The organism is Nocardia sp. NPDC050412 (assembly GCF_044458825.1).
Lineage (GTDB): Bacteria > Actinomycetota > Actinomycetes > Mycobacteriales > Mycobacteriaceae > Nocardia.
In genome coordinates, this window is the sequence record NZ_JBITIJ010000005.1 from 190,653 (window position 1) to 203,163 (window position 12,511).

General features: G+C 65.5%; 11 protein-coding genes. 7 read left to right on the forward strand and 4 right to left on the reverse strand.

Going from position 1 to position 12,511, the window contains the following annotated elements:
* Positions 1-420: 420 nt before the first annotated feature.
* Positions 421-2,145: a GMC oxidoreductase gene (locus ACIBI6_RS15330; RefSeq protein ID WP_396956651.1), complete on the reverse strand. Its 1,725-nt coding sequence runs from the start codon at positions 2,143-2,145 to the stop codon at positions 421-423.
* A 62-nt stretch (positions 2,146-2,207) separates the two neighbouring features.
* Positions 2,208-3,137: an NAD-dependent epimerase/dehydratase family protein gene (locus tag ACIBI6_RS15335; protein WP_364345985.1), complete on the reverse strand. Its 930-nt coding sequence runs from the start codon at positions 3,135-3,137 to the stop codon at positions 2,208-2,210.
* Positions 3,138-3,267: 130 nt separating this feature from the next.
* On the opposite strand from ACIBI6_RS15335, the gene ACIBI6_RS15340 reads away from it, so the two are divergent.
* A complete protein-coding gene (locus ACIBI6_RS15340; protein ID WP_396956652.1) occupies positions 3,268-3,966 on the forward strand; it encodes a TetR/AcrR family transcriptional regulator in 699 nt (232 codons plus the stop codon).
* Here the strand turns inward: ACIBI6_RS15340 and ACIBI6_RS15345 are convergent.
* Both ACIBI6_RS15345 and ACIBI6_RS15350 read right to left on the reverse strand, forming a co-directional pair.
* Positions 3,963-4,301, reverse strand: a complete 339-nt coding sequence (locus ACIBI6_RS15345) for a ferredoxin family protein (RefSeq protein ID WP_364345989.1) — start codon at positions 4,299-4,301, stop codon at positions 3,963-3,965. The genes ACIBI6_RS15340 and ACIBI6_RS15345 overlap by 4 nt on opposite strands.
* Positions 4,298-5,872 carry an FAD-binding protein gene (locus tag ACIBI6_RS15350; protein WP_396956655.1) on the reverse strand — a complete coding sequence of 525 codons (1,575 nt, stop codon included), beginning with the start codon at positions 5,870-5,872 and terminating at the stop codon, positions 4,298-4,300. Before ACIBI6_RS15350 ends, ACIBI6_RS15345 begins: the two co-directional genes overlap by 4 nt.
* A 245-nt stretch (positions 5,873-6,117) precedes the next feature.
* Here ACIBI6_RS15350 and ACIBI6_RS15355 point away from each other — a divergent pair, with 245 nt between their 5' ends.
* From ACIBI6_RS15355 to ACIBI6_RS15380, 6 genes are all read left to right on the forward strand, one after another.
* Positions 6,118-6,888, forward strand: a complete 771-nt coding sequence (locus ACIBI6_RS15355; protein WP_396956657.1) for an IclR family transcriptional regulator — start codon at positions 6,118-6,120, stop codon at positions 6,886-6,888.
* 305 nt (positions 6,889-7,193) lie between these two features.
* Positions 7,194-8,279, forward strand: coding sequence for an ABC transporter substrate-binding protein (locus ACIBI6_RS15360; RefSeq protein ID WP_396956659.1), 1,086 nt, complete (start codon positions 7,194-7,196; stop codon positions 8,277-8,279).
* Positions 8,276-9,115, forward strand: a complete 840-nt coding sequence (locus tag ACIBI6_RS15365; RefSeq protein WP_364345997.1) for an ABC transporter ATP-binding protein — start codon at positions 8,276-8,278, stop codon at positions 9,113-9,115. Before ACIBI6_RS15360 ends, ACIBI6_RS15365 begins: the two co-directional genes overlap by 4 nt.
* Positions 9,108-9,983 carry an ABC transporter permease gene (locus ACIBI6_RS15370; RefSeq protein WP_396956660.1) on the forward strand — a complete coding sequence of 292 codons (876 nt, stop codon included), beginning with the start codon at positions 9,108-9,110 and terminating at the stop codon, positions 9,981-9,983. The genes ACIBI6_RS15365 and ACIBI6_RS15370 overlap by 8 nt, the downstream gene beginning before the upstream one ends.
* Before the next feature lie 8 nt (positions 9,984-9,991).
* The gene (locus ACIBI6_RS15375) at positions 9,992-11,338 is read left to right on the forward strand and encodes an LLM class flavin-dependent oxidoreductase (RefSeq protein WP_396956661.1); all 1,347 of its coding nucleotides are present in this window, start codon (positions 9,992-9,994) and stop codon (positions 11,336-11,338) included.
* Between the two features lie 109 nt (positions 11,339-11,447).
* Positions 11,448-12,380: a TauD/TfdA dioxygenase family protein gene (locus ACIBI6_RS15380; RefSeq protein WP_396956662.1), complete on the forward strand. Its 933-nt coding sequence runs from the start codon at positions 11,448-11,450 to the stop codon at positions 12,378-12,380.
* The last annotated feature ends 131 nt before the right edge of the window (positions 12,381-12,511 follow it).

Here is a 12,511-nt window from a genome sequence, read left to right on the forward strand (position 1 = left end):
GTTCACGCATAACTGACTACGCGGCCAAGCCGCCCTCACACCCTAAACGAGCGCCCTCGATCCAGCGCGCACCAGACCCACTTCCCCATCGAGTGGCCGACCATAACGAGGAGCGTGGTCGCGCGGAAAACTGGCGATTGCTCCAAAGTAGCGACCGTGTCCAAATCGACTTGCCACGCGCCTGTTTTGTCTCGCCGCGCCCGAAATCGCGGGGGATATGTGCGCGGCGTGCGAATCGGTGCCTGTGAACGTCCCGAGGCATCCGTGCCCATCCCGACCGCTATCGCTCGGCCGGGCACCCCGTATTCGAAGCGGGCACCCCCTACCGGATACACGGAGTGCCCGGCTCGAAGACGGATGGCCCGGTGGGCGACCGGTCCGGAAGGTCTGAGCGGATCGGGGCGGACGGAACGGCCGTGCTCAGCTGGCGGCGGACTTGTGGGTGCGGATTTCGACTATCGGCAGGACCAGGGCGGCTGGGGCGTCGGCAGGGACGACGGGGTTATTCGGGGCGATCGGCTGGATCCGTTGGTAGGCAACTCCCGGCGCGGGACGCAGGTCGTGTTCGCCCTTGTTGGGCCAATAGGCGGCGGAGCGCTCGGCTTGGGCGGTGATGGTGAGCGACGGATTCACGCCGAGGTTCGCCGAGACGGCGGCGCCGTCGACGACGCTGAGGGTCGGGTAGCCGAAAACTCGGTGGTAGGCGTCGATTACGCCGGTGTCGCGGTCCGCGCCGATGGGTGCGCCGCCGAGGAAGTGGGCGGTGAGCGGAATATTGAAGACTTCGCCCCAGCTGCCGCCCGCGACGCCGCCGATTTCCTCGGCAACCCTGCGGGTCACCTCGTTGCCCGCCGGAATCCAGGTCGGATTGGGTTCGCCGTGGCCCTGTTTGCTGGTGAGCTTTCGGCCGAACAGGCTGCGCTTGGTGTAGGTGGTAATCGAATTGTCGAGGTGCTGCATCACCAGCGAGATGATGGTGCGCTCGCTCCAGTTCTTCACGCTCAGAAAACTGATGAGCGTCAACGGGTTTCGCACCACCTGGCCGAGGAAGCGCAGCCAGCGCGGCACGCGGCCGCCGCCGTCGACCATCAGGGTCTGCAGCAGTCCCATCACATTCGAACCCTTGCCATAGCGGACGGGCTCGATATGGGTGTCGTGGGTGGGGTGGATCGATGAGGTGATCGCGACGCCGCGGGTGAAGTCGACGTCCGGATTCACCCTGCGGGTCGCCGCGCCCACAATGGATTCGGAGTTGGTGCGCGTGAGTTGGCCGAGCCGGTCGGACAATTCGGGGAGCATGCCCCGATCGCGCATGGCGTGCAACAACTTCTGGGTGCCGAGCGTGCCCGCGGCCAGCACGACCTGGCCTGCGGTGTAGGTCTGCGAACGCTTGCGCAACCATGCCCCGGTACGTTCGGTCGAGACATCCCAGGTGCCGTCGGGCAGTGGTCGGATCGCGTTGACCGTCGTCATCGGAATCACCTGTGCGCCAGCCTTTTCCGCGAGGTACAGGTAATTCTTCACCAGGGTGTTCTTCGCGCCGTGACGGCAGCCGGTCATGCATTCACCGCATTCGAGGCAGCCGGTGCGGTCCGGGCCGACGCCACCGAAGTACGGGTCCGCCACAGACCTTCCCGGCTCGCCGAAGAAGACGCCGACCGGGGTCTGCACGAAGGTTTCGCCGCAGCCCATATCGTCGGCGACCTTCTTGAACACCTCATCCGCCGGCGTTATGTGCGGGTTCTGCACGACGCCGAGCATCTTCTTCGCGCGCTCGTAGTACGGGGTGAGCTCGGCGCGCCAGTCGGTGATATCGCGCCACTGCTGATCCTGGAAGAACGGCTCCGGCGGCACATAGAGCGTGTTGGCGTAGTTGAGTGAACCGCCGCCGACACCCGCACCGCCGAGGATCAGCACATTGCGCAGCGGGTGGATGCGCTGGATGCCGTAGCAGCCGAGCTTCGGCGCCCACAGGAATTTACGCAGGTCCCAGCTGGTTTCGGGCAACTCGTCATCGGCGTAGCGTCGACCGGCCTCGAGCACACCGACCCGGTAGCCCTTCTCGATCAGCCGCAGCGCGGTCACGCTGCCGCCGAATCCCGAACCGACCACGAGTACGTCGAAATCCGTTTCTCGCTGGTCCATGTGGTGCTCCTCGATCTGTGTCGCCAGTGACACCGGTAACACTACTACCGAGTAGCAAAGGCTCAGAGCTGGGTCTGCCACCAGGCGACGGTGGCCGCGATGGCCTCGTCGATCGGCGTCGGATGCAGGCCGAGGCGCTGCTCGCTGGCGGATGAATCCAGTACGAACGGCCGCGTGACCTGGTAACTCATCTCGGCGAGCTCGCGCATCGTCTCATTGGTGAAGCCCATCATGCGCAGCAGGGCGGCCGGTGCCGCGAAGACCTTGGGCGCTGCGACACCCGCGGCGGCGGCGACCGCGTCGAAGAGTTGCTGCTGGGTGATCGGCGGCGCGGTCGGGGCGTGCAGGAAGGAATTCCAGACCGATTCGTCGGCGGCCGCGCGGATCATGGCGGCGGCGAGGTCGGGCATATAGGTGTAGGAGTGCGGGAGGTTGAGCTTGCCCAATGCCTGCACCCGCTTGCCGGTGAGGATCGGGACGAAGACCTGCTCCCCGGCCAGCGACGCCCGCACATACGGGCCGAGGAAGTCCGCGGCGGCGACGCTCACTGTCGCGGCGGCGTGTGCTTCGCGAGCGCGCACCAGTTGCGTGCGGACACTGGGTTTACCGAAATCGGCATTGCGGGGCAGGTTTTCGGTGATCGGACCGTCGACCTTGCCGTAGGAATAGATGTTTTCCGCGAAAACCACTACAGTTCCGGCCTTTTCGGCCTCATCGAGCACGGTGCGCTCGGCCGGTGGCAGCTCCGCGCGCCAGACCTTCGCGGTGTATTCCGAGCCTCCGAGGCAGTGGTAGACGGCCGTCGCTCCGTCGAACTCGCCCGAAAGCTGTTCGGGTAGTGTGGCATTGACCTTGCGTCGCTCCACGAGTGGATGATCGGGACCGCTCCCGGACCGAGTGAGCACGCGGACCTGTTTGCCCGCCGCGGCCAATTGCTCGGCGATGGTGGTTCCGGTGGGCCCGGCTCCGGTGACGATGTGCAGCTCCGACATTGTGAGTCCTTGTCTACTTTGGCGAGCGGTGCTCTCTGTTGTGTACAAGCATGCAACTAGATCGAACCAAAGTCAAGAGCAGTGCTCGCATTAGTTGACATCGCTCTCTAAAGCGCGAATGGTGATCGGTATGGCGACGACACCACGTGCCCGGGCGAGGGCCCAGACCATGAACGATATCGTCCGGATCGGCCGCGAACACCTGGCCACCGATGGCGCGGCCGCCCTCTCACTGCGCGCGGTCGCCCGCGAACTCGGTGTGGTGTCGTCCGCGGTGTATCGATACGTGCGCAGCCGTGATGAACTGCTCACCTTGTTGGTGATCGACGGCTACAACGCGCTCGGCGACGCGGTCGATGCGGCGCTGGCCGATGCCCCCGACGATCCAATCGAGGGCCTGCGCATCGTCGGCCGTACCGTCCGCGGTTGGGCGCTGGCCGAGCCCGCCCGCTACGGACTCTTATTCGGCACACCGGTGCCGGGTTACGATGCCCCCGCTGAGCAGACCGCCGTTCCCGGCACGCGGGTGATCGCGACCATGCAAACCCTCTACGCCCGCGCCTATCGCGATGATCTGCTTATCCCACCAGCCAAGGAGCGCCCGCTATCTGCCGCCCTCGCTGCCGATTTCGCCGATATCAGGACCGTGTTCGACCACGACATACCGGACTGGCTCGTCGCGCGCGGCATCACCATGTGGGTGGGCCTGTTCGGCGCCGTAACCTTCGACGTCTTCGATCAGTACGGCACAGACACCTTTACCGACCGTGCCGAGTTGTTCGAACTCCAACTCGATGGTCTCCTCGAACAACTCGGCTATCGCGGTTAATGCAGCAGGCGGGGCGGGGGCGCGCCGTGCGGGAGTCGGGGGCCGATGGCGACCAGACTGCCCGCGGTGCGCCCCTTGCCCCAGCCGATCTTCTCGCGGTAGCGGCCGATCTGATCGCGCGCGACCGGGCTGCCGGGAGGTAGGGGGGTCGATTCGGGGTCGACGTAGAGGGCGTCGGTGGGGCAGTACGCCTCGCACATGAAGCACGTCTGGCAGTCGGATTGCCGCGCGATGACCGGGATTCCGGATTCGGTGCGGTCGAATACGTTGGTCGGGCAGGCATCCACACATTTATCGCAGCCGATGCAGGCGTCGGCGAGTACGACTTCGATCATGACGCGACCTCGGCGGTCTTGGTCCACACGGCGTCGAGGCCACCGGAGAGAATGTGGTGGCGCTGCGCCGGATCCTGTTCCGGATGGTCGGCGCGCTTGCTCATGCCGCGAGTCTCGGTGCGTGCCAGGGTCGATTCGTACATGAGCCGACCGACCGCGGTGATGGCGGCGGCCTGCCTGGCCCGGACGCGATCGTCACCGGTGCGGCCACCGAGCTCCTTACCGGCGCGCTCCCAGAGGGTGTCGAGCGAGTCGAGTGCAGGCCGCAGTCGCTCGCCGTGGCGCAGGTAGTTCTTCTGGAACGGAATCAGCTCGGCCTGCGCGGCCTCGACAACCTCGGCGGTATCGAGCGTGGGGGAGTCGCTGGGCCGCAAGCCGGTTCGTCCCGCACCGCGCAGAGCGGCAGCATCAGGCCGAGACGAGCCGAGCGCGAACCGTGCCGCACCCGAGCCGGCCCAACTCCCCGACGACATCGCCCATGCCGAATTGTGGCTGCCGCCACCGGTGAAACCACCGCAGATGCGTTCCCTGGTCGCCGCATCGCCCGCCGCGAACAGACCGGGCACCGTGGTCGCGCAGTCGTCATCCACGACATCGATACCGCCGGTGCCGCGCACCGTGCCCTCGGCGAGCAGATCGACCTCGAAACGGTCGGTGAACGGGTTGATACCGCGCCGATCGAACTGCAGGAAGAAATTGGGCTGGCCGAGCCGCATCTGCGTCTGCACCGTCTCATCGGCGCGGTCGAGTTGGGCGAATACCTTCTCCGACAACAGGGTTCGTGCGATCACCGATCGCCCTTTCGTGGAGCCCGCCCCCTCGAGCACCTGTCCGTCCTCGTGGAAGAACGTCGCGTAGCCGTAGTAGGCGGTCTTGGTGATGGTCGAACCTTTCGGCACGATCGCGTAGGCGTTGGAGAATTCCATGCCGGAGAAGCGCGCTCCCACCTCGGCGGCCATCAGTGCGCCGTCACCGGTGTCGACGTTGGTGCCCAACGCGCGCGACAGAAATGCGCACCCGCCACTGGCCAGCACCACCGCGCCCGCCGAGATACGGTAGTCGCGATCGAGCTGACGCTGGAATCCGGCCGCACCGCGAACCGTGCCCGCATCGTCGACGAGCAATTCGAGAGCCGGTGAATGGTCGAGGATCCGGACGCCGAGCCGCTTGACCCACGCGCGCATCCGGCGCATGTACTCCGGCCCCTGTACCCCCGTGCGCAGCCGCTCGCCGGTCGCCGGGTCGGTCGGGAACGGGTACTTGCCTTCGACGGCAAGCCGATTCATGTTGGTGTAGGTCTGATCGAGGACCCGATCCATCCAATAGTGATCGGCGAGATGGCCGCCGAGCGCCTCCCGGCTGGCCTTGGCATTGGCACGGGCGGTCGCCTCCGGGGCGACGTACCAGACGCCGGTGCCGGAAGGTGCTGTCGCGCCGCTGGTTCCGCAGTAACCCTTGTCTACCAGGATCACCTCGGCGCCGGCCTCCCGGGCGTGGATGGCCGCCCATGCGGCGGCCGGACCGCCGCCGATCACCAATACATCGGTGCTGGTCTGCCAGAGGTCACTCATGCGTCTGCTCCTGATACGTCGGGATTGCGAAATCGGCAATCGTCGCCGGAATGCGGGGTCAGCGCGGGAATTCAATTCTGTGAGCGGCCTACGGATCGCGAAACCCTTCGAATCAGCGCGATTTTGACGCTGCGGTCATTCCCGCGCGAGGAATCGGCGCAGTGGGCGCAGAACCATTGCCGCGCCCGGATCATCCGGCGATAGTTCTGGCCACATCCCGATCGGTAGAAATATCAGGAGGAACAATGACTGCCGCCGATCAACCCCGTTCGGGTGCCCAAGCGGTCGACCGTGCGATTCACGTACTGAACTGCTTCGAGGGCGACGATCCCGAGCTGTCGGTGAGCGAATTGGCGCATCGGGCCGGACTACCGGTCAGTACGACATATCGGCTGGCCCAGGCCTTGGTGCGGGGCCGGTTGCTGGAGCAGGATCCGGCGACCGATCGCTATCGCATCGGACACGGGCTCGCCTCGCTGGCCCGCCCCGCGCTGTCGCGATTGGGCATCGACGCGGCCGCACCGCACCTCTACGCGCTGGCCGCAGGCATCAAGATCACCGTCAGCCTCAGCATCGCCGACGACCGCGACGCGGTAACCGTCTTCCAGGCGCGGCCGCCGGTGTACTTCTGCCCCAACCAGTTGCCGCAGGCCCGTCAGCCGCTGCGTTCCAGCGCCGTCGGCCAGGCTCTGCTGGCCTTCGCACCTGTTGTCGACGGACTCGACCGACGACTCGCACCGCTGGCGACGACTGACCTGGATCGCGTGCGGCGCAGCGGTTTCGCCGTAGCGATCATCGAGCGCGAAGATCCGGTCCGCTCGGTCGCGGTGCCCGTCCTCGGTCCGGATAAGCAGGTGTGGGGTGCGCTCGGCGTCCAGGCCCGCTCGGCGCGACTGAACGAGGAGCTGGTGCGCGGCATCGTGCCTGCTATGCGGCAGATCGCGGGCCGGATCGGGCCACTGTTCCAGTCCACCGCTGCCATTACCGATGCTCCGGTGCAGTTGTACTCACGGTGATTTTCACAATGTGAAATCGGCATTGTCCCCCCATGGCAGTCGACCCCACCATGGACACAAAGCCGCGGGGTCGCCGCTTCTATCCGAATCCCACGAAGGTCGTTGACATGATCGAATCCATTGCGCTGATCCGCCGTCGCACGGTGGATTTCATGCGCCTGCCTCATGGAGTCTGTCGCGCCTGAATTCGCGGTCGCCGAAATAGGGCGCGCCGCATTGGTCGAATCAGGTAATCCTCCGCGCTTACCTGCCGTTGTGGCGTGCCTATTGCGCTGCGGCAGTGCGCATTCCGTGAAAGAACTGCCATGACGCTGTCCCAGAAAACCAGACCACGGTTCGTCCGTGCAATTGCCGCCGTGCTCACCATTCCCACCGCGGTGGCGGTGCTCGCTGGTTGCGGAAAATCCGATCCGGGCACCAATGCCGACGGCAAGGCCGTACTGCGCTACCAGGGATCGACCGGCCAGGTCTCGGCCTACGAACTGGCCGATGATCTCGGCTACTTCAGCAAGATCGCGCTGCACTGGGAGGGTGACACCACCAGCGGGCCGGCGAATATCCAGGCTGCCGCGACCCGTCAGATCGAGTTCGGCAGCGCCTTCAACGGCGCGGTCGTCAAATTGGCCGCGGGTGGCGCGCCCGTGACCTCGGTGCTCAGCTCGTACGGCGCGGACGAGCAGTCGTTCACCGGTTACTTCGTCCGTGACGATTCGGGCATCAAATCGCCCCGGGATCTGATCGGCAAGAAGGTGGGCATCAATACCCTTGGCGCACACCATGAATTCATCACCCGCGAATGGCTGCACCAGCAGGGGCTGACCGACCAGGAGATCAAGCAGGTCGAACTGATAGTGGTGCCGCCGGCCAATACCGAGGACGCCCTGCGCAAGGGCCAGATCGATGTCGGCGCACTGGGTAGCGTCTTCCGGGAGAGCGCGGTCGGGCGCGGCGGTATCCACGCGCTTTACACCGATAAGGACCTGTTCGGTCAATTCGACTACGGCACTTATGTTTTCCGTAAGGACTACGTCGCCCAGAACCCGGAGGCCGTCAAGGACTTCGTCCAGGGGACCGCACGGGCGACGCGCTGGCTGCAGGTGACCCCGCGTGACGAGGTGGTCGCGCGCTTCGCCTCGATCATCAACAAGCGTGGACGCAATGAGAACACCGATCTGCTGAAATTCTGGCGCAGCCCAGGCCTGCCGGTACCCGGTGCGGTGATCGCGGAGAAGGAACTGCAGATCTGGATCGATTGGCTGGTCCGCAACGGCGATGTGCCCGCCGGAAAGCTGACGGCGAAAGATCTCTACACCAACAAGGACAACCCGTACGCCAACGGAACCTACGGCGCGACCACCGGACCGACCGGAGAGGCGGTCGCGGCGAAATGAGCCAGGTGAAACTCGCGCTCACCGGAGTGCGCAAACAGTTCCCGGTCCGTGGATCGAACGAGGAGTTCACCGCGATCGAGGATATTTCGCTGGAACTGCGCGATGGCGAGTTCCTGGTGCTCGTGGGCCCGAGCGGTTCCGGAAAGTCGACGCTGCTGGATCTGCTCGGCGGACTCAGCAAGCCGAGTGCCGGGCGAATCCTGTTGGACGGCAAGCCGATCAGCGGGCCCGGGCTGGACCGTGGCATCGTCTTCCAGCAGTACGCGCTACTGCCGTGGCGTACTGCCCGGGCCAATATCGAATTCGGTTTAGAAGCGAAGGGGGTCCGGCGTCGGGCGCGCCGGAAGATCGCCGACGAGTACCTGGAACTGGTGGGTCTGGCCGGATTCGGCGACCGCTATCCGCATGAGCTGTCCGGCGGCATGAAACAGCGTGTCGCCATCGCCCGCAGCCTCGCCTTCGATCCGGAGGTGCTGCTGATGGACGAGCCGTTCGCCGCACTCGATGCCCAGACTCGGGAGTCGTTGCAGGACGAGCTGTTACGGATATGGCGGGCCACCGGCAAAACGATTCTGTTCATCACCCACGGCATCGACGAGGCCGTCTACCTCGGCCAGCGAGTCGCCGTGCTGACCTCGCGGCCGGGGCGGGTCAAGGCCGTAATCGATATCGATATCGACCGGGATTCCGGTGCCGATGTGCGCTCCAGCGAACCCTTCCGGGAGGCGCGCCACCAGATCTGGTCGCAGTTACAGAGTGAAGTCACCCGGGCGCAGGGACTCGAACGCGAGTCACTGTCGGCCACGAGCATCGAGAGGAAGCCGGTCAATGTCTAGCGCAGTGCAAGTCGTCGAGAAGCCACGGCCGGTTGTGGTCCGCCGCCGGGCCGAGGTCGCGCCGACGCGGAAAGTCGATGTATCGCGGGTATTGCGGGCGGTCGCGCTGCTGGCGTGGCGAATCTTCAAGCCCACCTTCGCCATCGGCCTGCTGGTCGCGATATGGGAGGCCGCGCCGCGGTTCGGTCTGGTGGACGAAGTCTTCCTGCCGCCGTTTTCGACCGTCGCGCAGGTCTTCGTGGATCTGGTCGAGACCGGTCAGATGTGGGAGCACGTCTCGACCAGCCTGACCCGGTCGGCGACCGGATTCTCGCTCGCGCTCGCGGTGGCCATTCCGGTCGGCGTCGCCATCGCCTGGTATAGGCCGGTGGCCGACTTCCTGAACCCGATCCTCGAACTGTTCCGCAACACCGCGGCCTTGGCTCTGTTGCCGGTGTTCATTCTCATTCTCGGCATCGGGGAGACATCCAAGATCGCGCTCGTGGTGTACGCCAGCTTCTTCCCGATCCTGTTGAACACCATCACCGGTGTCCGAACCGTGGACCCCCTGCTGATCAAATCCGCCGTCTCATTGGGCTTTTCACCGATTCGGCTGTTCCAGAAGGTGATCCTGCCCGCCGCGGTGCCATCGATCTTCACCGGTGTGCGAATGGCAGCGGCGTCATCGATCCTGGTGCTCATCGCCGCCGAAATGGTCGGCGCCCGTGCCGGACTCGGCTATCTGATCACCGCGGCCCAGCAGAACTTCCAGATCCCGAATATGTATGCGGGCATCATCGCCATCTCGCTGCTCGGGCTGAGTTTCAACGGCCTCCTCGTCGCCCTCGAACGCCGCCTGTCCCGGTGGCGCGCCGAGCCCTCTCGTTAAGGATTCCGATGTCGTTACCCCGCAAGCAATTCCATCTCAATGCTTTCCTGATGGGCGTCGGTCATCACGAGGCGGCCTGGCGCCATCCCCGGACCGAGGAGCGCCGAGTACTGGATGTGCGACATTTCCAGGAGCTCGGGCGTATCGCCGAGCGCGGCAAACTCGATTCGGTCTTCTTCGCCGACGGGTTGGCGGTCGGACCGCGGATCAAGCGCAATACCCTGGCCGTATTCGAGCCGGTCACCTTGCTTGCCGCGGTCGCCACGGCGACCGAACGGGTCGGGCTCATCGCGACGGCTTCGACCACCTACAACGAACCGTTCAACTTGGCGCGCAAATTCGCCTCACTCGATCACATCAGCAGCGGTCGGGCAGGCTGGAATATCGTCACCTCGGGTAACGAGGACGAGGCCTTCAACTTCGGCTTCGACGCGATTCCAGAACACGCCAGGCGCTACGAACGGGCACAGGAGTTCGTAGATGTCACCGTGCGGCTCTGGGACAGCTGGGAGTCCTCCGCGATCGTGCTCGATCCGGAGGAAGGCATCTTCGCCGATCCGGACAAAGTGCACACCATCGACTACATCAGTGATCGGTTCCGGGTACGTGGCCCGCTGAATTCGCCGCGCAGCCCACAGGGGCGTCCGCTGCTGGTGCAGGCGGGATCATCGGAGAGCGGTAAGGATTTCGCCGCGCGCTACGCCGAGGCAGTATTCACCGCACAGCGCTCGCTGGCGGAGGGGCAGGCGTTCTATCGGGATCTGAAGGCGCGGCTGCCGAAGTACGGTCGCTCGGCCGATGAGCTGAAGGTGCTGCCCGGACTTGTGCCGTTCATCGCCGACACCCGCGAGGAAGCACTGGCCCTCGAGCAGGAATTCACCGACCTCATCTCCCCGGATTACGCACTGCGGCAACTGTCCGCGCTGCTCGGTGTCGATCTCACCGAACACGCACTCGACGCACCACTGCCGCCGCTACCCGCGGAGAGCGAAATCGAGGGCGGGAAGAGCAGATTCACGCTGGTCAAGGAACTTGCGGAACGCGAGAACCTCACGGTGCGTCAGCTCATCGGCAAGTTGGGTGGCGGGCGCGGACACCGCACCTTCGCGGGCACACCCACCGATATCGCCGACGAACTGCAGTCCTGGTTCGAGAACGGCGCCGCCGACGGCTTCAACATCATGCCGCCATACCTGCCGGGCGGTCTCGAGGACTTCGTGGATCGGGTGGTCCCTATCCTGCAGGAGCGCGGCCTGTTCCGCACCGACTACACCGCGACGACCCTGCGCGGACATTACGGGTTGGCACCGGTGGACAGCCAATTCGCCCAGGTACGAACCGAACTCGGCGCATGAGTCCCCGGCTGACCAGGCGGCGCGCCGTCGACTTCATGCGAATGGGCAGCAGTGGTTGTCGCCCTGGCTCCGCCGACCAACCCCAACCATCGCCGAAGAAAGTACGACCATGACCACTGTCAGCGAGCCCACGACCACCACCCTCCGGATCACGCCGGTCGCCGGACATATCGGCGCCGAGGTCGCGGGCGTCGACCTGCGGGCCGAGCTTACCGATCAGGAGGTCGCCGACATCAGCGCGGCCCTCTACGAATACAAGGTGCTGTTCTTCCGCGACCAGCACATCGGCCACGCCGAACACATCGCCTTCTCTCGGCGGTTCGGCGCCGTCACGCCGTCGCACCCCTACGACGATGATGCGCCCACCGAATTCCCCGAAATCCTGGCGGTCGACAGCCGTCTCTACGAAAAGCGTTTCGGCGTCAAGAAATTCAGCTACACCAACCACTGGCACACCGATGTCTCGGCACTGATCAACCCGCCCGCCGCCTCACTACTGCGGGCCGAGATCGCACCGGAGCGGGGCGGGGACACCAGCTGGACCAATCTCGCCGCGGCCTACGCGAACCTGCCCGAGTCGCTGCGCAAGTTCGTCGAGGGCCTGCGGGCCGTGCACCGGTTCGGCGGCAGCCGTCCGGCTTGGAACGAGGAAAGCGACTACGCCAAGAAGGTCGCCGATGCGCCGCTGGTGACCGAGCATCCAGTCGTGCGGGTGCACCCGGTGACCGGTGAAAAGGTGCTCTTTGTCAATCCCGGCTTCACCACCCACATCGTTGGTCTGAGCCCAGCCCAGAGCGATGCCGTACTCCAGTTGCTGTTCGACGAACTGTCGAACCCGGCCTACACCGTCCGATTCCGCTGGGAAAAGGGCAGCCTGGCATTCTGGGACAACCGCGCCACCGCCCACTTGGCCCCCGGCGACCTCAACCACCTCGATGTCACCCGCGTGCTGTACCGCACCACCCTCGAGGGCGACATCCCGGTCGGCGTCGACGGCGAGCACTCCCGCTCGATCTCCGGCGAACAGTTCACCGGCTCCTGAGCTGGGCGGGGGGGGGGCCCCCGGGGGGGGGGCCCCCCCCCCCCCCCCCGGGGGGGTTTGTTGTTGTGGGGCCCGGTGAGTTTGGGGGGGGGGGGGTGTCGAGGGGGGGGGCCCCACCCCAAAAAGGGCGG

Bases quoted from the DNA above. Each gene is read 5' to 3' on its own strand.
- ACIBI6_RS15365 (WP_364345997.1), top strand. From the start codon at position 8,276: ATGAGCCAGGTGAAACTCGCGCTCACCGGAGTGCGCAAACAGTTCCCG.
- ACIBI6_RS15370 (WP_396956660.1), top strand. From the start codon at position 9,108: ATGTCTAGCGCAGTGCAAGTCGTCGAGAAGCCACGGCCGGTTGTGGTC.
- ACIBI6_RS15350 (WP_396956655.1), bottom strand. From the start codon at position 5,872: ATGAGTGACCTCTGGCAGACCAGCACCGATGTATTGGTGATCGGCGGC.
- ACIBI6_RS15335 (WP_364345985.1), bottom strand. From the start codon at position 3,137: ATGTCGGAGCTGCACATCGTCACCGGAGCCGGGCCCACCGGAACCACC.
- ACIBI6_RS15345 (WP_364345989.1), bottom strand. From the start codon at position 4,301: ATGATCGAAGTCGTACTCGCCGACGCCTGCATCGGCTGCGATAAATGT.
- ACIBI6_RS15380 (WP_396956662.1), top strand. From the start codon at position 11,448: ATGACCACTGTCAGCGAGCCCACGACCACCACCCTCCGGATCACGCCG.
- ACIBI6_RS15360 (WP_396956659.1), top strand. From the start codon at position 7,194: ATGACGCTGTCCCAGAAAACCAGACCACGGTTCGTCCGTGCAATTGCC.
- ACIBI6_RS15355 (WP_396956657.1), top strand. From the start codon at position 6,118: ATGACTGCCGCCGATCAACCCCGTTCGGGTGCCCAAGCGGTCGACCGT.
- ACIBI6_RS15375 (WP_396956661.1), top strand. From the start codon at position 9,992: ATGTCGTTACCCCGCAAGCAATTCCATCTCAATGCTTTCCTGATGGGC.
- ACIBI6_RS15340 (WP_396956652.1), top strand. From the start codon at position 3,268: ATGGCGACGACACCACGTGCCCGGGCGAGGGCCCAGACCATGAACGAT.
- ACIBI6_RS15330 (WP_396956651.1), bottom strand. From the start codon at position 2,145: ATGGACCAGCGAGAAACGGATTTCGACGTACTCGTGGTCGGTTCGGGA.